This window comes from Corynebacterium striatum, assembly GCF_016728105.1.
GTDB lineage: Bacteria > Actinomycetota > Actinomycetes > Mycobacteriales > Mycobacteriaceae > Corynebacterium > Corynebacterium striatum.
In genome coordinates this window covers 1,134,169-1,155,400 of record NZ_CP068158.1, presented here as the reverse complement: position 1 = coordinate 1,155,400, position 21,232 = coordinate 1,134,169, and the positions used below count along the sequence as shown (strand labels likewise).

Here is a 21,232-nt window from a genome sequence, read left to right as displayed (position 1 = left end):
AGACTCCGTGACCAAAAACTCCATAGACATCACATACCTCAGCTAAGGAAGGATTGAACTATGCCTAGAAAGTATTCCGTCGAGTTCAAGGAGAAGGCGGTCCATCAGATCATCGAAATGGTCCGCCTGGAGTCTTGCTCACTGCAACGCGCCTACACGGAGGTCGGCGAGCTCCTTGGAGTATCTCACCACACGTTGCGGGCTTGGTACCGTGACAGCGCTTCAGTACGTGATGACTCTGACGCTTCAGGCGGCGAGACAATGGAAGAAGAGCTTGGGGCGTCTGCGCCGTGAAAACCGCGAACTAAAACGCGCAAACGGGATTCTTAAGACAGCTTCGGCTTTTTTCGCAGCGGAACTCGACCGATCCACGACCAAATGATCTCCTACATCGACACGTATAAAGATCAGTTTGGGGCCCGGGCCCATCTGCCGAGTCCTTAAACAAGCAGATCGTGGATTCATTACTTCACGCGGCTACCGCAAGGCGACCACTCGTGTTCCCAGCGCAAGGGCCTTAAGCGATAGCCTGCTCATCCCAGAAATACAGCGTGTTCACGCGGAGAATTTCTCGGTCTACGGAATCCGCAAAATGTGGCACGCGATGAACCGTGAAGGCTTTCATATCGGCCGCGACAAGACTGCACGCCTGATGAAGCTAGCAGGTGTTTCTGGCCGCAGACGTGGGCGAACCCCTGTGACAACGATTAGCCCGAAGGCACCGGATCATCGCCCAGACCTTGTCCGCCGAAACTTCCGTGCGCAGGCACCAGGCAGGCTTTGGGTTGCCGACATTACCTACGTTCGCACCCTGTCAGCATTCGCCTATACCGCGTTTGTCGTGGATGTATTTAGCCGAAAAATTGTTGGTGTTGCTACACGCTCGACGATGCGTACCGATGCGCTGCCCATGGAAGCTTTGGAGCATGCGTTAACGACTGCAGGGCGAATCCATGGAAACCAGTTAATTCACCATAGTGATCGGGGCAGCCAGTACGTGTCACTGAAGTATTCCACCGCGCTAGCCGAATCCGGAATCCGTCCGAGTGTGGGAACAGTCGGCGATTCTTATGACAATGCTCTAGCCGAAACAGTCAATGGTCTCTACAAGGCTGAACTGATTCATGCCCGGGGCCCGTGGACGTCGGTCGGAGAAGTCGAATTGGCCACCTTGCGGTGGGTGCATTGGTGGAACACCAAGCGGCTTCATGAAGCTTTGGACTACGCTACCCCACAGGAAGTAGAAACCGAGTACTATCTCACCGAGCCCATCAACACGGGGCCGTAAAAGAAGCGGAACTAAACCCAGGACGCTTCAAAGTGACTTCAGTGATGTCGGTAATCGGGGGGTTCGCATTCTCGATGAATTGTTAGCGGACATGAGAAACTGACCAGTGGCGGACACCACGGGGGCAGGGCGTGTTCGAATGATTGACTCGTCCTGTTGGAGTATGGTAAGCGAACTTATCCCCTCTGGTTCAGAGCCCTGTTGTGACGTCGATCTAGCGCTGGGATGCTCCTCGAGTTCGAACGACGATGACGTGGTGCATCAGCCGACCGATGGGAGCCGTGTTGTTCGGTGTCGGGCGCACCTGTGGCATGAGGTCCGTGAAGCTTGGCACATGTGATTTCACGGAACGTGCCGACGGCGCGGCCGCGTGCTGTGGTTGCCTTCGATAGGCACGAGGAACCCGGTGTTGGAGTCACCATCGGCGCCGGCGGGGCCACAGACCTGACACCTCAACTTCACCCCTACTTCTTCTAGAAGACAATTGCTGCTGATTAGAGACGGAGTCAGGTCCGACCGCGCTTTTCGCTAGATGAGTCCGGTTAGACTCTTCTATCGAACATCGGATGAAGACCCCTTATTTTCCTACCCCCAATAAAAACCCCCAACCCCCTAAATCCCGTGTCCGCCACTGGTCAGTTATTCATGTCCGCCAACATGAATTGAACCGCGTAGCCTTTGACGAAACTCGTCACTTACGGAATGGTGATGATGCGGATAGATTTAATGAGGGAAACTCAAAAAATCGGCTGGCACGAGTTGTTGAAGTAGAACTTCCAGGACCAGCGAATAGTGAACTGCGTAGTTTTGTTCGTAAGGCAGTTTCGTTAGCTCATTCGATAAAACACGCACCGAACTCATCGCGCCGTGAAGCTGGCATAATCGCTGATTCCGTAATCATGCTTGTCAATATTTTTCGGCGGATGTTTGAAAGCGTGTGATGGAACATTTAATTGAAAAGAGTCGGTGAGCAAACATCGTCGCGACATAGAGCGAAACGATGCTTGGTCAAAAGTAAAGGGCCAGTTCAAGTACGAACTGGCCCTGATTGCTAGAGGCTACGCACTCGGAAACTTACCGTTGCTGCCCAGGCGCGCACCGGCGTCGAGGAGCATGGAGATTTCCGCGGCCTTGTCGGCGTCGACGAGGCCGTAGCCGTCAATCATCACCTTGGCGTCGGCGTGCGGCAGGCGGCGGCCGTCGATGATCTCAAAGAGCGGCGCGCGGCCCAGCATGCCGGCCTCGAAGCGGGCATGACCCGCGGCGAGGCGCTGCTCGGCACGCTCGCGCCAAGCAGCTGCAGCGTCAGTGCCGCGCTGCTTGGCGACGGCCTTCTCAAACACGCCCGGGTGCGCGTACACGATGAGTGCGCCGACGTGTCCGAAGCCGAGCGAGGTGAGCGCCGCGGCTTTCACGCTGCGGCCCGAGGCTGCCAGATCCAGCGGCGAACGCAGCCACACGAGGTTCTTCGCCTTCGGTGCGATGAGCGGATCAACGCAGTCCAGCGAGACGTTGGCGGGGATGCGCCCGGTGCGGAAGACGTCGATGATACCGCCGGTCTGGAACAGCGCCGCGCCGGCTTTGGAGTGGCCGGTGAGCGTCTTTTGCGAGATGACGAACATCGGCTGCTCCGCGTCGCGCCCGATCGCCGGCCACAGCAGGGAGTGCAGCTCAGACTCGTTCGGGTCGTTGGCGTTGGTGGAAGTGTCGTGCTTAGACAGGACCGAGACGTCGTTTGGCGTTAAGCCCAGCCCGCGCAGCGAGCGTGCGAGACGAGAGTTCTCGCGACCACGACCGGCGCCCAGGGCGCCGAGGCCCGGAGCTGGAATGGAGGTGTGGGCGCCGTCGCCGTAGGAAGCGGCGTGGGCGACCACGGCGAGCACCGGAAGGCCCAGCTCTTGCGCGAGACTACCTCGCACAAGCAGGACGGTGCCGCCACCCTCGCCCTCGAGGAAGCCGCCGCGGCGGCGGTCGTTGGCGCGGGAGATGAAGCGCTCGTCGATGCCCTTCGCAGTCATCGCTGCGGTCTGCGCGGTGGCGTTCATGTCGCCAAAGCCCTGCAGCGACTCGACCTGAACGTCGTCGATGCCACCGGCGACCACGACGTCGGCCTTGCCCAGTGCAATCTTGTCGACGCCCTCCTCGATGGACACCGCGGCCGTGGCGCAGGCGCCGATGGGGTGGATCATCGAGCCGTATCCGCCGACCAAGGACTGCATGGTGTGAGCCGCGATGATGTTCGGCAGTGCTTCCTGCAGGATGTCGGATGGGCGCTCCTCGCCGAGGAAGCGGGAGACGAAGACCTTGTGCAGGGACTCCATGCCGCCGATGCCGGTGCCCTGCGTGGTGGCAACCTGGCCTGGGTGGATGGACTGCAGCAGCTCAGCAGGGGAGAAGCCGGCCTGGATGAAGGCGTCGACGGCCGTGACCAGGTTCCAGACCGCCATGCGGTCGAGTGCGTCGAGCATGTGGTCCGGGATGCCCCAGCGGGCGGCGTCGAAGTTGTCTGGCATCTGCGCGGCCACGGTGCGGGTGAGCGTGGCCTTGCGCGGCACCTTTGCGATGGCGCCCTTGCGGCGGGTGACCTCCCATTCGCCGTCAGCCTCGCGGATGCTGGTGAACTCTGGGTCGGCCCCGGCGATGTCGCGGGCGGTGGCCTCGGAATCGACGGTGAAGGTGATGTCGCGGTCCAAGAACACTGTGGTCAGGTCGATGGAGCCGCGGTCAACCAGGTGGTACTTATCGGTGAGCTCGCGGATGCCGGCGCGGGCCACGACCTCGTCGTGGAAACGCTCGTAGATGTCCTCTTCCGCAATCTGTTCGTCAGTCTCACCGATGAACCAGCCCGGCGTGGGCTCCTCGTGCCATGCGATGAGGCCGGTCATCCACGCGAGCTCGATGACACCGGCGGCGGTCAACTCGGCGGAGCCGTCGCGCTGCAGACCGTACTCGGCCTCGAAGCGGGTGCGGCCGGAACCCCAGGAGCTTACCTCGCCGATACCGGCGATGACCACCATGTCGTCGAGATCGGTGGTGATGTCGCCAAGTTCCTCAGCCAGCTGCGGCTGCACCGGGCGCACCGGGGAAGGCAGTGCCTTGATGCGGGCGGTGGTGTCCTTGGCGGCACTTTCTGTAGCGGACTGTGCAGCAGGCTTCTCGACCTCTAGAGAAGTCAGCGAGAATCCTTCGAGACCGCCGGTGAGGTCTGCCTCGATCGGGCGTTCGGTGGCGCGGGCGCGGGACTCGGCGGAAGCTAGGTCTAGCAACTCAGAGGAGATTTCCTCCGGCGACCACACGTGGATGCCGGCCTTCTGCGCGGCTGGAACGAGGACATCGTTGCCGCCCATGAGGTGAGTGCCTGCGACCCAGCCGATCTTGGCTTGCGCAAGGGTGACGCCGGCAGGCCAACCAGCCTCGACGTTCCACTTGGCCAGGATGGCGTCGAGCGCGGCTTTGACTTCGCCATAAGCACCGTCGCCGCCGAAGGTGCCGCGGTTGGGCGAGCCCGGCAGGACCACGTGGCACCGGGTGGGACTCGGGGCCTTAACCGCGAGGTCAGAGAGACCGCCGATGAGGCGCTCGACCGACCACAGCAGCAGGCGAGCCTGGGTCTCCGTGGAGGAGCCGGCGTCTGCAAGCGAGCCGGAAACAGACGGTGCCGCGAATGGGAATGCCAAGGTTGGGGTGAGCGCTGGCTTGAGAATCTTCACCTCGTTGCCCACGGATTCGCGCTGCTCGGAGCCGATCCACTCCACCAGGGAGTCCACGTCGCGGAAACTGGTGAGGTTGGCCGGAACCAACCACAGGGCAGATCCCTGACGGCCGTGCTCGGCGTAGAGGCGGCGGGCGAATTCCTTACGGGACTGGGTCACTCGCGATGCCGTCATGATGACGGTTGCACCGTCTGCGAGGAGGCGCTCGACAAGTGCGGTGGCGATGGAACCAGGAGCGGCACCGGTGACGAGGGCGACGTCACCGGCGTAAGCGCCGTGTGCGGTGGACTCGGCGGCTGCGGCTATCTGCTCGAAGTGGGCATTCTCGACGGCGGTGTTGCCCGAGCGTGCCCACCAACGGGCCTGTTCAGCCACGGTGGCGCCGGCGCCCTGGAAAGCGGCAGGCTGCGCGCGCTCGTCGTCGGCCGCGATCTCGCCAAGTGCTACGCGGGCGAGGCGCTCGCGGGCGGTGGCCCAGGCGTCGTCGAAAAGCACGGCGTGTGCCGCGTCGAAAGAAGGGGTGACGGACTTGAGCCAGCCGGAACCGAGCTCGGCTTCGACGGTCTCGATGACCTCGGTGTCTGGGGCGGTGGCCTCGGCAGGCTCGGCGACGTGGCCGAGCTGGGTGAGGACCTGGCGGGCCACGGTGGCGAGCACGCCGTTCTCACCGGTCACGGTCTCGGCGTAGGCCTCGAGGGCAGCGGAATCCACGACCCCGCCGGAGGCTCCACCTGCGGCAGCGCCCTTGGAGACACTGGCGCCGTGCGCATTGGCGACGCCTTGGACGGCGGCGTCGATAAGCTCGTGCGCCGCGGACTTGCTGGTGGCGCTGGACGGAACCGTGTTCAGGCTGCCGCCGCGGACAGAATCCTCGTCGCGGGAGCCGAGCAGGATTTCAGCCTCGACGTGGGCGACCCAAGACTCGGGCAGGCCCCAGGTGCCGGTGACGTACTCGGCCACCGCGGTGGGCTTGAGGCCCGCAGCGCCGAGCAGCTGGCGCAGGCGTGCGGTGACGGCTTCGCCAAGGACGCTGCCGAAAGGCGCGTAGCCAGGGGCGGCGGCGTTGACCTTTTCGCGCAGCGAGGCGACGTCGGCGTCTGCGGCGCCGTCGATTGCAGGCACGCCGATCTCAGCGGACATGTCCATCAGGAGCTGGTTGCGGCGCGAGGAAACGCCGTTGGTGAGCTCCTCGATGTTTTCGGAGTCGTTGATCTGGTCGATGCGGATCTTGTTCTGGAACGCGAAGAGCACCATGATGGCCTCGGCCGCGCGGAAGGTGAGCTCGGGGGCGGCACCTGCGGAAGGCGCAGCCGGGGCAGGAACTGCGGGAGCGGACTCGGCCGGGGCTGGCGCGGATTCAGCGGCTGGGGTGGCTGGAGCAGCTGGGACCGACGCGGCCTCGACAGCCGGTTCCTCTGTCTCGGGCTCTGGTGCTGCCTGGACGTCCTGGAGCATGACCTGGTCTTGGTCACGCTCGACGTTGAATACGGGCAGGTCGCGGCCTGCCACGGCCAGGGAGCGCTTGGCCAAGTTGGTCAGGGTTGGGGAGGCGGCAAGGCCGACCTCGATTAATTGATCGACCTCGTCGAAGAGCAGTTCCTGGGTCTCAATCCAGCGCACCGGGGAGGCGAACTGCCAGGACAGCAGCTCGATGAGAAGCAGGCGGGCGAGTGCCTGCGGCCCAAGCGAGGAGGCGTCGAGGCCGTCGAGCTTGCCAGAAGGAGCCATCGGGGCCACGGTGTCGACGAATTCTTGGGTCAGCTCGAACGGCACTGCCACGAGGTTCGGCACGTAGCGGCCGACCAGCGCGTCGAGGTCAAGCTCAGCCGGGAGGAGCTCGTCGAGCTTCTCCGCAAACGCGGCCACGCCATCGCGCAGCACGCGGGAGTGGAACGGGACATCGATGCCCGGAACCATCACGGCTGCGCGTTCCTTGACAGCGTTGGCGCGGCGGACCAGCTCGCGCAGGCCGGCCTTGGTGCCAGCCACGGAGTACTGCTGACCGCGGATGTTGTAGTTGACGATTTCTAGGAACTCGCCGGTTTCTTCCGCAATGGAGGCGACGTAGGCGTCCACCTCATCGCCGCTCACGCCGATCATGTTCGGACGCAGCGCGGCCATGGCGTACTCGGAATTCCCCTCCGCGTCGCGTGGAACGAGGCTGCCCATCGCGGAGCCGCGGGAGTAGACGATGTCGATGACCGCTTCAAGATCAAAGATGTTAGCCAGCGATGCCAGAGCAGTGTACTCACCGAGGGAGTGGCCGGCGTACATCGAGTTGGAGCCGATGGCGTTGTTCTCACGCAGGCGCTCGGTCTGTGCGTACGCCACGACTGCCAGGGCGACCTGGGTGAATTGGGTCAGGTGCAAAACACCCTGTGGGTGCACGAAGGTCTGCTCGCCGACGCGCAGGGACGTGGGATTGCCGTCGATGATGTGACGGATGCTAAAGCCCAGTGCTTCGCGGGTGTGCTGGTCGGCGCGGCGCCAGATCTCGCGGGCGGCTGGGGAAGCGTCGCGGTCGCCCTTGCCCATGCCCTCGGTCTGGATGCCCTGGCCTGGGTAGACATAAGCGGTGCGCGGCTGCGCAAGCAGTGCCTGGCCCCGGGAAACGACCTCGCCGCCTATGCGGCACGTGACTTCGAGGGCCACGTGGATACCCTTGCGGCCCACGCGCTCGACGACGATGTCAATGACATCGTGCAACTGAACCATGCCGTACATGGAGTAGGTCCAGCCCACGACCTGGCCGTGCCGCGCGGCCAGGTGTTGCGCAGTGGCCGAGAGCCACATGCCGTGGACCAGCGGTGCCTGGAGGTTCACCAACTGTGCGGCGTTGTAGGAGGTGTGAATGGGGTTGTAGTCACCGGAGACCAGCGCGAATGGGGTCATGTCGTGCGGCGCGGTGACGGTGGCACGATCCACGAAGGAGCGCGGCGTGGACTCGACCTTGGAGGCCGACTTGCCGCCGCCCCACTCAGGCGCAGGCTTCGGCATCGCGGTGCCGGTGGCGCGGCCGCGGATGGCAAAGCGCTGCATTTGGGTTGCGACGATCTCTTCGGTGCTGTGGTCTTTGAGCTCTAGCTCTACGGTGACGATGCGCCCGGAGACGGACTCGTCGATGGCGGTGCACTTGGAGATGACGTCGATGCGGCGGCCGTCGGCGAGAGTCGCAAGCGGAACGCGGACGTCCACGACGTGGTCCAAGTGCACAGCATTGAGCAGGCCCTCGATGACGGGGTAGCCGTCCTCCAAAAGGCCCGAACCTAGCGCGGTGTAGATGGCCGGCCAGCAGGGGCCGACGAGGACGTCCGGGGTGCCCACGGTGGCGTCCTCGCTGGCAGGAAGCGCGGCACCGGTGACTGCGGTGTGCGCCTCCAGCAAGGAGGCCGGCAGGTGGAAGGAGTAGTGGGCCACGCCATAAGGTGCGTCCTCGCTGATTGAACCTTCTTCAATGCGCGGCATCTGCGTGATCTCGTCGCCCTGCTCAGACATGGAACCCACGCCGGCCAGGCCCTCAAGCAGAGTGAAGACGGAGGCCGGGAGGCGCTCCTCCGAGACCACCGGGGAGCCGCCGGTAGCAACGCCCTCGGGAAGGTCGACAGGAACGGTGACCTCGCGGACGTAGAACGGGCGCTGGTCCTCCGGCAGGTGGTCCCAATAAGAATCGGCGGTGATGACGATCTCCCAGTTGCCGTCCGCGTCTTGGCGCAGGCTGTAGGCGTTATCGTCCATCTCATAGGCCGGGTTGGCCATGAGGTGGCCATGCCAGACCAAGGTCGGTGCGGCCTTGATGAAGGCGGCCTCGTCCTGTGCGGCCTGCAGGCGGGAGAAGACCTGCTGCGGGGTCTGGCCCGCGGCCAGCAGGGAGTCCGTGGTGGCCTGTTCGAAGCGGGCAAGCAGCTCGGCTACCGGCTCGTTCTTCTTGGTGATGCCAGCGACGGCCACTGGGCCCGGGATGATGCGCACCTGGTCTGCGGTGTAGCGCTCGTCCTGTGCCTGCCACAGGGTGTCCTTGCCGAACCAGACCTTGAGGTCGCCATCGATGGCAGGCACCCACGGCATCGGCTTGACGTGCTTGTAGTGCAGGGAAATCCACCATGCGGCGTCGCGCGGGGACACGCTTGTCGACGTCGCCTCCGGGTAGGCCGCCAGTAAACGCGCCGCCGCGGCCGGAGCGTCGTGGACCTTGTCGATGGAGTCAAAGAGGGTATCGATCTCGCCGTGGTCAGCGCTGTTGAGTCGCGCCTCGATGCGGTGAAGGAGGTCGAAGAAGCGGTCATCCCACGTGGGGTCCACGAACGGGTGAGCCAGTTCGACGAAGCGCTCGAGCCATTCGGCGTAGGTCATTTTCTCGACGTCGCCGAAGTAAGGCTTCGACGTCTTGTTCAGCGCGGTGATGATTTCTTCGCGGTGGGCGGGGTAGTCCTCGATGCTCAAAGAAGTGATGAGACGGGAGGCAGCCGCAAAGGAGTTGTCCAGGTCGTGGATGTCTGCCAACAAGTGCGACTGGGAGGAGGCCACGCCGTTGGTACCGGCACCGCGGCCGACCCAACCATCATTTTCGGTTGGTGAAATACCGGAGGTTTTCACCAACAGGTCCTTGACGGAGTCGGTGGCCTTAGCCTCCTTGGTGGCCATGGCGACGGTGCCGATGAACACGGCGTCGACAGGCATGGCGTGCAGGTCATAAGCCTGTGCCCACTCGCCGGTGAGGTAGTCCGCCGCGCGCTCCGGGGAGTAGATGCCGCCGCCGACGGCGAGAACGACGTTGCGGTGCGCGCGGACCTCGGCGTAGGTTTCGAGCAGCATGTCATCGAGGTTGACCCACGAGTGGTGACCGCCTGCGTGGCCGTCCTCGACCTGCATGATGATCTGGTCATCCGGGTAAGCGGCAGCGATCTTGAGGACGTCGCGAATCTGCTTCGCAGTGCCCGGCTTGAAGGAGATGTAAGGGAAGCCATCGGCGTGAAGCTGGGCGAGGAGCTCGCCGGCCTCGTCTACCTCCGGGATACCCGCGGAGATGCAGACGCCGTTGAAGGAAGCACCAGCGGCGCGGGCCTTCGGCACGATGCGAGCCTGGCCGAACTGCAGGTTCCACAGATAGCGGTCGAAGAACATGGTGTTGAACTGCGCAGTGCGGCCTGGCTCCAGGTGCTTTTCCATCACGGCGAGGTGAGCACGGAAGACCTCGTCGGAGTACATGCCGCCGCCGGCCATCTCGGTCCAGTGCCCGGCGTTGGCTGCTGCGGCCACGATCTCGCCATCAGCTGAGGTCGGCGTCATGCCACCCAGCATGATGGGGGACAGGCCGGTGAGATCAGAGAAGCGGGTCTGGGTAAACGCGCGGCCGCCCGGCAGCTCGACAACGCGCGGCGCGAATTCGGAGTAGTCCACGGACGTGGGGAGGGAATTTCCGGGGATTGCTAGAGCATCGAGATCCTGCGGGCTGCCCGCAGACACCACGACGATGCCACTGCCTTCGACGACGCGCTTAGTGATGTTGGCCAGCGAGCGATCCAGCACGATGAAGTGACGAGACTTCAGCTTAGCCAGGACCTGCGGCCAGTTGTGCTCGTTGACCAGGATAGATTCTGCCTGCTCGCGAGCGTTTTCAGCGTCGAGGCCACAGGCGGTGGCCAGTTCGACGGTGCGCTCGGCAGCGGGCGCGAGAATGGCGTTGTGGAAAGGAAGAGCCACGGGCAGCTCGGTGTATTGCGGCTCAAGGGGGTCGCCGCCGATGGTGCGCTCTTCGAGGGAATCGTTGAAGGCCTGTACTGCGGAGTCGAGCGCTGTGCGGGTTGCAGCGAGATCCTCCGGGGAGCCGGAGAGCGCAAAATGCTGGCGGGCGTTGACCACGGCGATTACCGTGGTGCCGCGCAGGTTCTCCGTGATGAATTCACGGGAAAGGCCACGGATGGACAACATCTGGGAACGGGTATCGGAACCGCCTACGGCGTTGGCGGCGGTGCCCATCAGCAGGGCGAGGGCTAGGGCTTCCGCAGGCTTGTCGACGGCCATTTCGCCCAAGGTTCCCTGGGAGTGTCCGGCGGTCTCGTCGATGATGACTCCGAGGTTGCGCAGCTGTTCGATGGTGGCGATTTGGCTGAGCACGATGCCGGGGATAGATACGGCCGGGGAGGCATCGAGCGCGGCGGCAGTGGCAGCATCCCCTTCGAGCAGTTGCTCGAGGCGCTCGATGGCGCCTGGGCAGGTCGAGGCGATGGTTCGTGCGGCAGGGCCGGTGATGCGGCGGGCCTCAGCGAGCACCTCCCGCAGGTTCTGTGCGGTGGCGGGGGCCTGCGCGGCATCGCTTAGCGTGGCCTGCCAATTGGAGCCTTGTCCTGCGAAAATGACGGCTGGATTAGGCATGGAATGTAATGGAGTCAAAGACATTTTCCCTCTTAAAGTCTGGTGACGTTTGAAATGCGCTTAGTTAGTGTGAAAAAACTAAAAGCGATTACGCCACCGTAGCCTACTTGGGCGTAGGTATGTGCTTGACGCGTCTTAATGTGAGGTTTTTCTCATGTTTGAGCGGGGTGACGATGGCGTGACGCTGCCGCGCGGCGCGGGGTTGCGCTTGGCGCGGCGGAAGAAGGAGAACACACGCTATGGCGTTGCGGAGGTGTCTTTGCGGCTCATCGCTGACTTAGCGCAAACGATGAGTTTTGGTACGCCAGCTGGTGGGCTAGTCCGAGATAGGTGCCTTGGCATCTGCCGGGCTGGCTGCGGCGTGTGCGTCGGCGTTGGTGTCGGTGGCAGAGTCTCCGTGGTGGTCCGGGCGGCGTTGGTCGGGCTCTTCCAGAAGTGCCATGAGATCAGCCTGTACCTCGCGGCGACGGATCTTGCCCAGTTGATCGGAGGCGAGGTGCTCGAAGTGGTAGAAGGTGCGCGGGACCTTGTAGCGGGTGAGACGCTCACGGCAGAAGTCCTTTAGGGCTTCCGGATCGAGCGCCGCGCCTTCGCGCAGGATGACACAAGCCACGACGTCCTCGGAGCCGTCGTGTCGTGGGCGTCCCACAACCGCGACATTGACCACGTCGGGGTGCTGATTGATGATCGCCTCGACTTCTGCCGGGTAGACGTTGAAGCCGCCGGTGATGATCATTTCCTTGATGCGGGAGACCAAGCGGATGAAGCCTTCCTCGTCCATGACGGCCATGTCGCCAGTGCGGAACCAACCGTTGTGGAAGCTGGCAGCGGTGGCTTCTTCGTTGTGGAGGTAGCCCTGGAAGACCTGCGGGCCGCGGACGAGAAGCTCGCCTTCGACGCCGTCCGGCTGAGTCTCGTCGAGGTTATCTGGATTCGCGATGCGGACCTCAGTGTCTGGGAAGGGGAGTCCGATGTGGCCGGCACGGCGGGCGTCGGTCAGCGGATTGCAGGTGACGACCGGCGAGGCTTCGGTAAGACCGTAGCCTTCAACTAACGTGCCGCCCGTATCAGTCTCCCACTCGGAGACAGTGTGTACGGGCAGGGTGGCAGCGCCCGAGATGGCGTAGCGGATGCCGTTGACCTCGACGCCTTCTTCCTTGGCGGCAGCGAGCACCTTTTCGTAAATAGTGGGTACGGCTGGGAACCAAGTGGGGGTGTGCTTCTTCAAGATGTCCATGATGAGCGGGAGCTGCGGTGAAGGAAGGAGGATGATTTCCGCACCAGCCAGGATTCCTAAGATGATGGACATGGTGAAGCCATAAGAGTGGAACATGGGCAGCACAGCCATGAAGCGCTCGTGGCCGCGGCCGAGGTCTGGGGCCCAGGCATCGACCTGCAAGGCGTTGGCGGCGAGGTTGCCGTGAGAGAGCTGGGCGCCCTTGGGCTTGCCGGTAGTTCCTGAGGTGTAGAGGATGAGAGCGATGTCATCCTTCGATATCTCGGGGAACTGCATGCGGCGGCCGTCGCCACCGATGGCGGTGCTGATAAAGGTGGACCACGGGACGGTGTTTGGAGCGTCGGCGGACAAGGCCTCGCGCTTGGCCTTCAGCGGTGGGAGCGGGAGTTTAAGCGCGAGGCGCTGGAGGGGTGGCATCTCGTCGATCATGTTCACAGAGATGACCGTCTCGAGGTTGGTGACGTCACGCAGCTTTTCGAGCGTGCAGGCGGCTTTGTCCCAGGCGATGGTTACGCGGGCGCCATGGTCTTGGAACAGGGACTCGAGCTCGTGGGCGGTGTACAGCGGGTTGTGTTCCACGACTGTCGCACCGAGGCGGGTAATGGCGTAGAAGGCGATGAGGTGCTGCGGGCAGTTGGGTAGAAGGATGGCGACGTTGTCGCCTGGGCGGATGCCGAAGGCCTTGAGACTGGCGGCGGCGGCGCGAACCTGGGCGTCGAGATCCGCGTAGGTCATTGTCTTGCCGAAGAAGTAGGTCGCAGGGTTTGCGGCATTGACCGCGAGGCTGTTGGTGTAGATATCAACCAACGTGGTGTCGCCATAGTCGATGGAATGAGGGGTCCACTCGGCGTAGTGCTGAAGCCAAGCGGCGTTGTCAAAAGCTCCCATGATCATGCCTTTCAGTTTCTGAGGCTAAGTATTAGTTGCAACACAGTGTAGTTGCTAATGTGAGTTAACTAACGTGTTAAGTCTTGAAAAACTTGCTAATATTGGTGAGTTTCTGGGGGGAAGTCACTATAAGGTGCGAATTCGCCTTGTTTTAGCTAGAAAAAGCCCCGTTCGCAAAAGGTGCAAACGGGGAATTAACTGAAATTTTCGCCCAAAAAGCGAATCGACGTTAGTGTGTGGATGCTTTAGTTCTTCGCCTTATTCTTTTCGAGAAGGGCGATGAGGTCTGCCTGGACTTCGCGGCGGCGAATTTTGCCCAGCTGATCGGAGGCGAGGTGCTCGAAGTGGTAGAAGGTGCGCGGCACCTTGTAGCGAGTGAGGTTCTTGCGGGCGAAGTCCTTCATTCCCTCGGGGTCAAGCGCGGCACCGTCGCGCAGAATGACACAGGCGACGACGTCCTCGGAACCGTCCGCGCGCGGCAGGCCAACGACGGCGACGTTTTCCACGTCTGGGTGCGTGGCGATGACTTCTTCAACCTCGCCTGGGTAGACGTTGAAGCCGCCGGTGATGATCATTTCCTTGATGCGGGAGACGATCTTGATAAAGCCGTCTGATTCCATGACAGCCATATCGCCAGTTCGGAACCAGCCGTCGTGGAAAGTGTTCTCCGTAGCTTCGGGGTTTTTGAAGTAGCCCTTGAACACCTGCGGGCCGCGGGCTAGCAACTCGCCAGCCTCGCCGTCGGGCATGGTTTCGTCAAGATTTTCTGGGTTGGCGATGCGGATTTCGGTGTCCGGGAACGGAATGCCGATGTAGCCTGGGCGTCGGTTATTGTTCATCGGGTTACCTGTGAGGACCGGCGAGGTCTCGGTGAGGCCGTAGCCCTCAACCAGCAGACCGCCAGTGAGCGACTCCCACTTCTCCACGGTTTCTGGGGGAAGCGCCGCAGCACCTGACAGGGAGTTGTGGATGCCGGTGATGTCTGCGCCCTTTTCCTCTGCTGTCTCGATGATCTTGGAGTACAAAGTAGGAACACCAGGCAACCAGGTTGGGCGGTGCTTTTTCATGATGTCCATGATGAGCGGGATCTTGGGGGCAGGAGTAAGTACCAACTCGCCGCCTACATACACGCCGAGGGCTGCGAGGAGAGTCAGGCCGTAGATGTGGAACATGGGCAAGGCGGCGAGCATGCGCTCGGGCTTAGCCCCGAAGTTAGGAACCCAGGCCACGCCTTGCTTGACGTTGGCGCACACGTTCGCGTGGGTAATCTCAGCACCCTTTGGTTTACCGGTGGTACCGGAGGTGTACAAGATGATCGCGGTGTCATCGGGTTTTACCGTGGCGTCCTCGAGCTTGTGGCCGTTGCCGCCGATGGCGGTGCCGGTGAGCACGTTCCATGGAACCGTATTCGGGGCAGCGGCAGTGAGCTGATCGCGCTTTTCCGTAATCGGCGGAATTGGGATGCGCAACAGGAGTTGCTGGCGGCGCGGCATTGCTTCGGTCATGTTGACGGAGACGATGGTCTCCAGCGGGGTGGTCTCACGCAGCTGCTCGAAGGTCGGTGTCACCTTGTCCCACACGATGGCTACGCGGGCCGCGTGGTCTTGGAACAGTCCCTCCAGCTCGTGTGCGGTGTAGAGCGGATTGTGCTCGACCACAGTCGCACCTAACTTGAGCACCGCGTAGAACGCCGCGATGTGCTGCGGACAGTTGGGCAGTGCCATGGCCACGCGGTCGCCCGGGCGGATACCGAAGGCCTTGAGGCCGGCGGCAGCGGCACGCACTTGGGCGTCGAGCTCGTGGTAGTTCTGCTGCCTACCAAAGAACCAGGTGGCTGGCCTATTGCCGCGCTTTTCCAAGTTCTCATTGTAGATATCAAGCAGCGTGAGTTCACCGTACTCGAGGGAGTGGTCGGTCCACTCGGCGTAGCTGGCAAGCCAGGCTTTGGACTCGTATGCAGATGGCTGGGTATCCGACATGACGTCACTCCTTTGGGTGGCAAACAGTTTTGTTTCGGACAGTATATCCATTTTGTGAACTAAACCCTTCTGCCTGCCAAATTTTTGTGATGGGGTAGTTGCCGTCTCTCCTTGGCTCACCGTGTTTGTGGGCCGCTAGAATTCACATTTGTACTCATGGTTCTTGCAGGAACCGAGACGGGGAAGCGGTGAGTGTTCCGTGGTTGCTTTACTTTTCACGGCTGCGGGAATTTACGGTCTCGTTGTAGTGGCGGGCGCGGTTGGTGCTGATTCCGTGGGGTTTGTTGTCACGGTAACGCTCATAGGGTTTGGCTTTGCGCTGTTCGTCGGTGGCTCACTGGAGCGCTATCTTCCGGCCTCGGTGTGGCGCCGTTTTTCTCTTTCACGTGCTGCCAGCCGACGTTGGGGCGTGGATTGCTTCAACGCCTTTCTCTGGCGAATCGGTTGGAACAAGCACATAGTAGCAATGCGAAAGCGCGATTTGGGTAGTTACCGCCGACGGCTGGCTGGCAGCGGTAGTCCTCCTAATGATCGGGATAATTGGCCATGTTTACCCGGTCCTATTGCAGATCCGCGTTATGACGCGGTTGAGGGATTAGTCGTTTCAGGCTGTTACTGCTCTTTTTGGTCCCGTGCAAAAGCTCCCTTTCAAATGGTTGTATGTCGAGTAGAAGCTCGTCAGAAAACGGCCAAAAGCTCCTTTTACCCAGTGATGGGGGCTGAGCAAAAGGAGCTTTTGGAAGGGGCCGGGAATTGGGTCAGGAAATCGTCCTGGTCGGGGCCGGGAAGTGCGGCCGAAGGCCCGGCCGGAGGAGGCGGCAGCGGCTACTTGCCGGCCTTCTCCTTTTCCAAGCGCTCGAGCAGGTCGGCCTGGACTTCGCGGCGGCGAATCTTGCCCATCTGGTCCTTGGCCAGTTCCTCGAAGTGGTAGAAGGTACGCGGGACCTTGTAGCGGGTCAGACGCTCGCGGCAGAATTCCTTCAAGCCTTCAGGGTCGAGCGCCACGCCGTCGGCCAGGTCGATGCAGGCCACGACGTCCTCAGAGCCGTCGGAGCGCGGGCGGCCGACCACGGCGACGTCGTCAATGGCAGGGTGCGTACGCAGTACCTCTTCGACCTCACCTGGGTAGACGTTGAAGCCGCCGGTGATGATGATTTCCTTGATGCGGGAGACCAAGCGGATGAAACCATCTTCCTCCATGATGCCCATGTCACCGGTGCGGAACCAGCCGTTGTGGAAGGCGGCTTCGGTGGCCTTCGGGTTGTTGAGGTAGCCCTTGAACACCTGGTGGCCGCGTGCGAGGACCTCGCCCTCGACGCCGTCCGGCTGGGTCTCATCCAGGTTGTCCGGGTTCGCAATGCGCACCTCGGTGTCCGGGAATGGGATTCCCACGTAGCCCGGGCGGCGGTCTGTGCTCATCGGGTTACCCACGATGATGGGGGAGCACTCGGTCAGGCCGTAGCCCTCAACCAGCAAGCCGCCGGTGTATTCTTCCCACTTCTCTACGGTGTCCACCGGCAAGGTCGAGGCGCCGGAGAATGCCGCACGCACGCCCTTGATGTCGATGTTCTGTTCCTCAGCAGACTCGACGATGCGCTCGTAGAGGGTTGGCACACCTGGAACCCACGTCGGAGTGTGCTTCTTCATCAAGTCCATGATGAGCGCAATGTCCGGCTTTGGAATGATGACCAGCTCGCCGCCGATAAGTGGTTGCAGGACCACGTTCATAACCAGGCCATAAGCGTGGAAGAAAGGCAGCGCGCAAAGCATGCGCTCCGGCTTGTCGCCCAGGCCAGGTACCCAGTGCTTGCCCTGCAGAATGACGGCGAAGAAGTTGCCGTGCGAAAGCTGCGCGCCCTTCGGCTGCCCCGTAGTGCCGGAGGTGTACATGATGACGGCAATGGTGTCCTTGGTGATGTCCGCCGGAGGCTCGACGTCGCGCCCGTCGCCGCCGATGGCATTGCCCACCAGGCTGTCCCAGGTGACGGTGTTTTTGGCATGCGCCGATAGCTGCCCGCGCTTGGACTTCAAGAAAGGCAGGTACTTGAGGGCGAGCTTCTGGGCGGTAGGCATCGCATCAATCATGTTGACGGAGATGACCGTCTCCAGATTGGTGGTGCCGCGCAGCTTCTCCAGGGTAGAAGCCGTCTTGTCCCAGGCAATAGCGATGCGGGCGCCGTGATCCTTGAACAGACCTTCCAGCTCGTGCGCAGTGTAGAGCGGGTTGTGGAGGACCGCGATGGCACCCAGCTTCAAGATTGCGTAAAAAGCAACTACGTACTGCGGGCAGTTCGGCGCCACGATGGCCACCTTGTCACCCGGGCGCACGCCGAATGCACGCAGGCCGGCGGCGGCGCGACGGACCTGCTTGTCCATCTCCGCGAAGGTCTGGGTCTTGCCAAAGAAGTAAGTCGCTGGCTTGTCAGGGTTGATTGCCAGGTTGTTGTCGTAAATATCGAGGAGAGTGGTATCTCCGTAGTCAAGGTTATGCGGGGTCCATTCTGGGTAGAACTGGAGCCATTCCTTGGTGTCGAATGCCGACATGGGGTTCAGCACCTTTCGGTTGCGTAAGTTTTAGCATGGGCCAGTATAGCCTCGAATCCGCACGACTAGACTGTTTACCTATGCGCATCGCAATGATTTCACTCCACACCTCGCCCATCGAGCAGCCGGGGTCCGGTGATGCAGGTGGAATGAACGTCTACGTCATCAACATTGCTCGCCAACTTGCCCGGCAGGGCGTCGACGTCGACATTTTCACGCGAGCCACGCGTCCCAGCCAAGGCGAGGTCGTCGAGGTCGAGGAGCACCTGCGCGTCATCAACATCGTTGCGGGGCCTTACGAGGGTCTTGATAAGGAAGACCTCCCCACGCAGCTGGCAGCATTCGCGGGTGGGCTCGTGCAGTTCGTCAAGTGCTTCAATCTTGATTACGACCTCATCCACACGCACTACTGGCTCTCCGGCCAAGTGGGCTGGCTGCTGCGCGATCTCTGGGGCGTCCCGCTCGTCCATACCGCGCACACCCTGGCTGCTGTGAAGAATGCGCACCGCACCGCCGATGACACCCGGGAATCGGAAGCCCGTCGCATCTGCGAGCAGCAGCTGGTGGATAACGCGGATCTCCTCGTGGTGAATACAGAGCAGGAGACTCGCGATCTCGTCGAGCATTACGACGCCGAGCCTTCTCGCATCAAGGTGGTCTCGCCGGGCGCCGACACCGAGCTGTTTACACCTGGCACCGACCGCAACACCGAGCGCTCGCGCCGTGAGTTGGGCATTCCTATCCACACCAAGGTCGTGGCCTTCGTGGGCCGACTGCAGAAGTTCAAGGGCCCGGAGGTTCTCATTCGTGCAACCGCTGAGCTCATTGAGCGCGATCCTTATCGCAATATCCGCGTGCTGTTCTGCGGCGGCCCATCGGGTGCGAACTCGACGCCGGAGTACTACCAGAACCTGGTGCACAAGCTGGGGCTTTCCAAGCACGTGCGCTTTCTTAGTCCGCGTCCGCCGGAGGAGTTGGTCTCTATTTACCGCGCGGCCGACGTTGTGGCGGTGCCCAGCTACAATGAGTCCTTTGGCCTGGTAGCACTGGAGGCTCAGGCCTCGGGCACCCCGGTCATCGCCTCCCGCGTCGGCGGCCTGCCCATCGCCGTGGCGGATGGGGAGACGGGTGAGCTAGTCGATGGTCACTCGCCGGAGGCCTGGGCGGATGCCTTGGAGCACTTGCTTGACGACGACCCGCTGCGCATCAGCATGGGCGAAGCCGCCGTGGGGCATGCGGCGAAGTTCAGCTGGGCCGAGTCGGCCCGCGTACTCAAAGACATCTACGAGGAAGCTCTCGCCATCGAAGTCCCAGACTGCCATGCGCGCCGGGCAATTGGTTACTAAGTAGCGGGACATAAGACTTAGGTTTAAAGGCATGACTTTTTTGCGCACTCTCCGCTTAGGCGATGTGCTGCTTGCGGGCTTGGCCGTGCTACTGGCGCTCTTGTACACCCTGGTACCGGGGCCGCTGCCCATGGGGATTTACATCGCGCAAGCTGTGGTTTCGTGGGCTTTCGTCCCTTTCTTTCTGATTTGGCGCTCGCGTCCTGCTTTGGCTTCGGCAGGCATGATTTTCTGCCTCGCTGTATGGGCAATCACTTGGTTTTGGGCGCTTCCCGTTAACTCTGGATTCTCTCCGTGGTTGGTCGCTGCGCCTTTAGCTGTTTATTCTTCTGCGCGTTTATGTGAAGAACGGTGGATTCCAAAGGTGATTCTCGGCGCAACGTTCGCTGGCACCTTCGCTTCGCCGTTCATGTGGAAGCTGCAACCAGACCTGACCGAGCGATACCGAAGCGGAACGGATTTTCTATTCACGTTCCTGTTCCACTGGCTACTTCTGCTCCTCGTCTATGTAGTTGCGGTGCGTTTGCGGGACAAAGAGCTGGAGCGGCAGGCACGGCAGCGTGAAGCTCAGGAAGAAGAGCGGCTTCTAATTGCTCGTGAGCTGCATGACGTATTAGCTCATTCGTTGACGCTCATTAAGGTGCAAGCAAATGCTGGTTTGGTTGCGTCGGGGACGTCGGAGGAAGCGTTGCGGACAATCCGAACTGAAGCGGACAGGGCGCTTGCTGAGGTTCGTTCAATTGTGTATTCATTGCGGGCGCCGACAACCCGGGAGCCATCTCGCCAGCTATCCGATATTCCCAAGGTCGTGGAAGGTTTTCGTGCTGCAGGTTTGGAAATCAGCGCAGAGCTTCCCGTTTCCTCTGTAGCCTTTCCTGCGCTAACCCAATTGGCTTTGGTCCGGATCATCACGGAGGCACTGACTAACGTGCTTCGCCACCAAGGAACAGGCGCGAAAGTTCATTTGAACCTGTCTGATTCTGCTGCCCTTAGTGTTGAGTCTTGGGGCAGATCACAAGGGGAGACTGCTGGCGCCGGTGTAGGTTTGGTTGGAATCGCCGAAAGAGCTACAGCATTGGGTGGCTGGGTGCGTACCTCCGGAGACGCTCGGCATTTCCTAGTTGAAGCACAATTTCCGCAGAGGACAACATAATGATTCGAGTACTTCTTGCTGATGACCAGCCGCTGCTGCGCAGTGCGTTGGAAACCATTCTTAATGCCGCAGGGGACATTCAGGTCGTTGCCGCGGTTAGTGATGGGCAAGCAGCCGTCGAGGCTGCAGCTGCGCATTCGCTCGATATTGCGATTCTTGATATTCGGATGCCGGGAATGGATGGAATTGCTGCGGCAAACGCGCTTTTGGCGAGGAACGCCTCACTCCGAGTAATCATGCTTACGACGTTCAATGAAGAGGAGCTGGTTCGTTCTGCATTGCTCGCGGGAGTTCATGGTTTCCTCCTCAAGGACTCTGATCCGGAGGTGCTCGTTGGGGCTGTTCGTGCGGTTTATGCAGGAGAAGCCGTCCTAGCAAGCGGAGTGACCGGAACCGTTTTGGAGGGGTATCGCGCAGCGATTGCTGGACGAGCCGAACTATCAGCAGCGCAAAGGCAGGGGCTTGCGTTGGTGACTCGACGCGAGTTGGAAGTGCTGCGGCTGATCACTAGTGGCGCGACTAACCGGGAAATTGCCCAAGAACTCGTCCTCGCTGAGACCACCGTAAAGACGCACGTTTCCTCGCTCATGTCGAAGCTGCAAGCTAGGGACCGCGTGGCTTTGGTGTTGCTAGGCCAAAAAGTCCTACTGCAGTAGGAGAACTTCAGGCCAAGGTTGGTTCTGCTGGGGGATACAGGAAAGAAGCTACGGCG

Annotated in this window: 8 protein-coding genes and 1 pseudogene; 5 read left to right on the top strand and 4 right to left on the bottom strand. The window is 61.6% G+C overall.

The features are described 5' to 3' along the window. Nucleotides 1-60 precede the first annotated feature (60 nt). Nucleotides 61-1,288 (top strand): annotated as a pseudogene (locus I6I72_RS05410) (IS3 family transposase). Nucleotides 1,289-1,854: 566 nt separating this feature from the next. Continuing rightward, the gene (locus I6I72_RS05405) at nt 1,855-2,229 is read left to right on the top strand and encodes a hypothetical protein (protein WP_201807644.1); all 375 of its coding nucleotides are present in this window, start codon (nt 1,855-1,857) and stop codon (nt 2,227-2,229) included. Between the two features lie 117 nt (nt 2,230-2,346). On the opposite strand, the gene I6I72_RS05400 is transcribed toward I6I72_RS05405, so the two are convergent. The 4 genes from I6I72_RS05400 to I6I72_RS05385 all read right to left on the bottom strand — a co-directional run bounded on the left by I6I72_RS05400 (nt 2,347) and on the right by I6I72_RS05385 (nt 18,021). Then, nucleotides 2,347-11,397, bottom strand: coding sequence for a type I polyketide synthase (locus tag I6I72_RS05400; protein ID WP_201807640.1), 9,051 nt, complete (start codon nt 11,395-11,397; stop codon nt 2,347-2,349). A 292-nt stretch (nt 11,398-11,689) separates the two neighbouring features. After that, on the bottom strand, nt 11,690-13,498 hold the full coding sequence (locus I6I72_RS05395) for a long-chain-fatty-acid--CoA ligase (protein ID WP_236592694.1): 1,809 nt from the start codon (nt 13,496-13,498) through the stop codon (nt 11,690-11,692). A 245-nt stretch (nt 13,499-13,743) separates the two neighbouring features. After that, complete coding sequence (locus tag I6I72_RS05390) at nt 13,744-15,477, bottom strand: long-chain-fatty-acid--CoA ligase (RefSeq protein ID WP_049145107.1); 1,734 nt, start codon at nt 15,475-15,477, stop codon at nt 13,744-13,746. Between the two features lie 825 nt (nt 15,478-16,302). Beyond that, the gene (locus I6I72_RS05385; RefSeq protein ID WP_049063224.1) at nt 16,303-18,021 is read right to left on the bottom strand and encodes a long-chain-fatty-acid--CoA ligase; all 1,719 of its coding nucleotides are present in this window, start codon (nt 18,019-18,021) and stop codon (nt 16,303-16,305) included. Between the two features lie 80 nt (nt 18,022-18,101). On the opposite strand from I6I72_RS05385, the gene mshA reads away from it, so the two are divergent. The 3 genes from mshA to I6I72_RS05370 are packed head-to-tail and all read left to right on the top strand — an operon-like array spanning nt 18,102 to nt 21,176. Next, nucleotides 18,102-19,367: a D-inositol-3-phosphate glycosyltransferase gene (gene mshA, locus I6I72_RS05380; RefSeq protein WP_005527584.1), complete on the top strand. Its 1,266-nt coding sequence runs from the start codon at nt 18,102-18,104 to the stop codon at nt 19,365-19,367. Between the two features lie 31 nt (nt 19,368-19,398). Continuing rightward, a complete protein-coding gene (locus I6I72_RS05375; RefSeq protein WP_049145105.1) occupies nt 19,399-20,520 on the top strand; it encodes a sensor histidine kinase in 1,122 nt (373 codons plus the stop codon). Continuing rightward, nucleotides 20,520-21,176, top strand: coding sequence for a response regulator (locus I6I72_RS05370; RefSeq protein WP_005527588.1), 657 nt, complete (start codon nt 20,520-20,522; stop codon nt 21,174-21,176). The genes I6I72_RS05375 and I6I72_RS05370 overlap by 1 nt, the downstream gene beginning before the upstream one ends. The last annotated feature ends 56 nt before the right edge of the window (nt 21,177-21,232 follow it).

Bases quoted from the DNA above. Each gene is read 5' to 3' on its own strand.
- I6I72_RS05405 (WP_201807644.1), top strand. From the start codon at position 1,855: ATGAAGACCCCTTATTTTCCTACCCCCAATAAAAACCCCCAACCCCCT.
- I6I72_RS05400 (WP_201807640.1), bottom strand. From the start codon at position 11,397: ATGTCTTTGACTCCATTACATTCCATGCCTAATCCAGCCGTCATTTTC.
- I6I72_RS05395 (WP_236592694.1), bottom strand. From the start codon at position 13,498: ATGGGAGCTTTTGACAACGCCGCTTGGCTTCAGCACTACGCCGAGTGG.
- I6I72_RS05390 (WP_049145107.1), bottom strand. From the start codon at position 15,477: ATGTCGGATACCCAGCCATCTGCATACGAGTCCAAAGCCTGGCTTGCC.
- I6I72_RS05385 (WP_049063224.1), bottom strand. From the start codon at position 18,021: ATGTCGGCATTCGACACCAAGGAATGGCTCCAGTTCTACCCAGAATGG.
- mshA (WP_005527584.1), top strand. From the start codon at position 18,102: ATGCGCATCGCAATGATTTCACTCCACACCTCGCCCATCGAGCAGCCG.
- I6I72_RS05375 (WP_049145105.1), top strand. From the start codon at position 19,399: ATGACTTTTTTGCGCACTCTCCGCTTAGGCGATGTGCTGCTTGCGGGC.
- I6I72_RS05370 (WP_005527588.1), top strand. From the start codon at position 20,520: ATGATTCGAGTACTTCTTGCTGATGACCAGCCGCTGCTGCGCAGTGCG.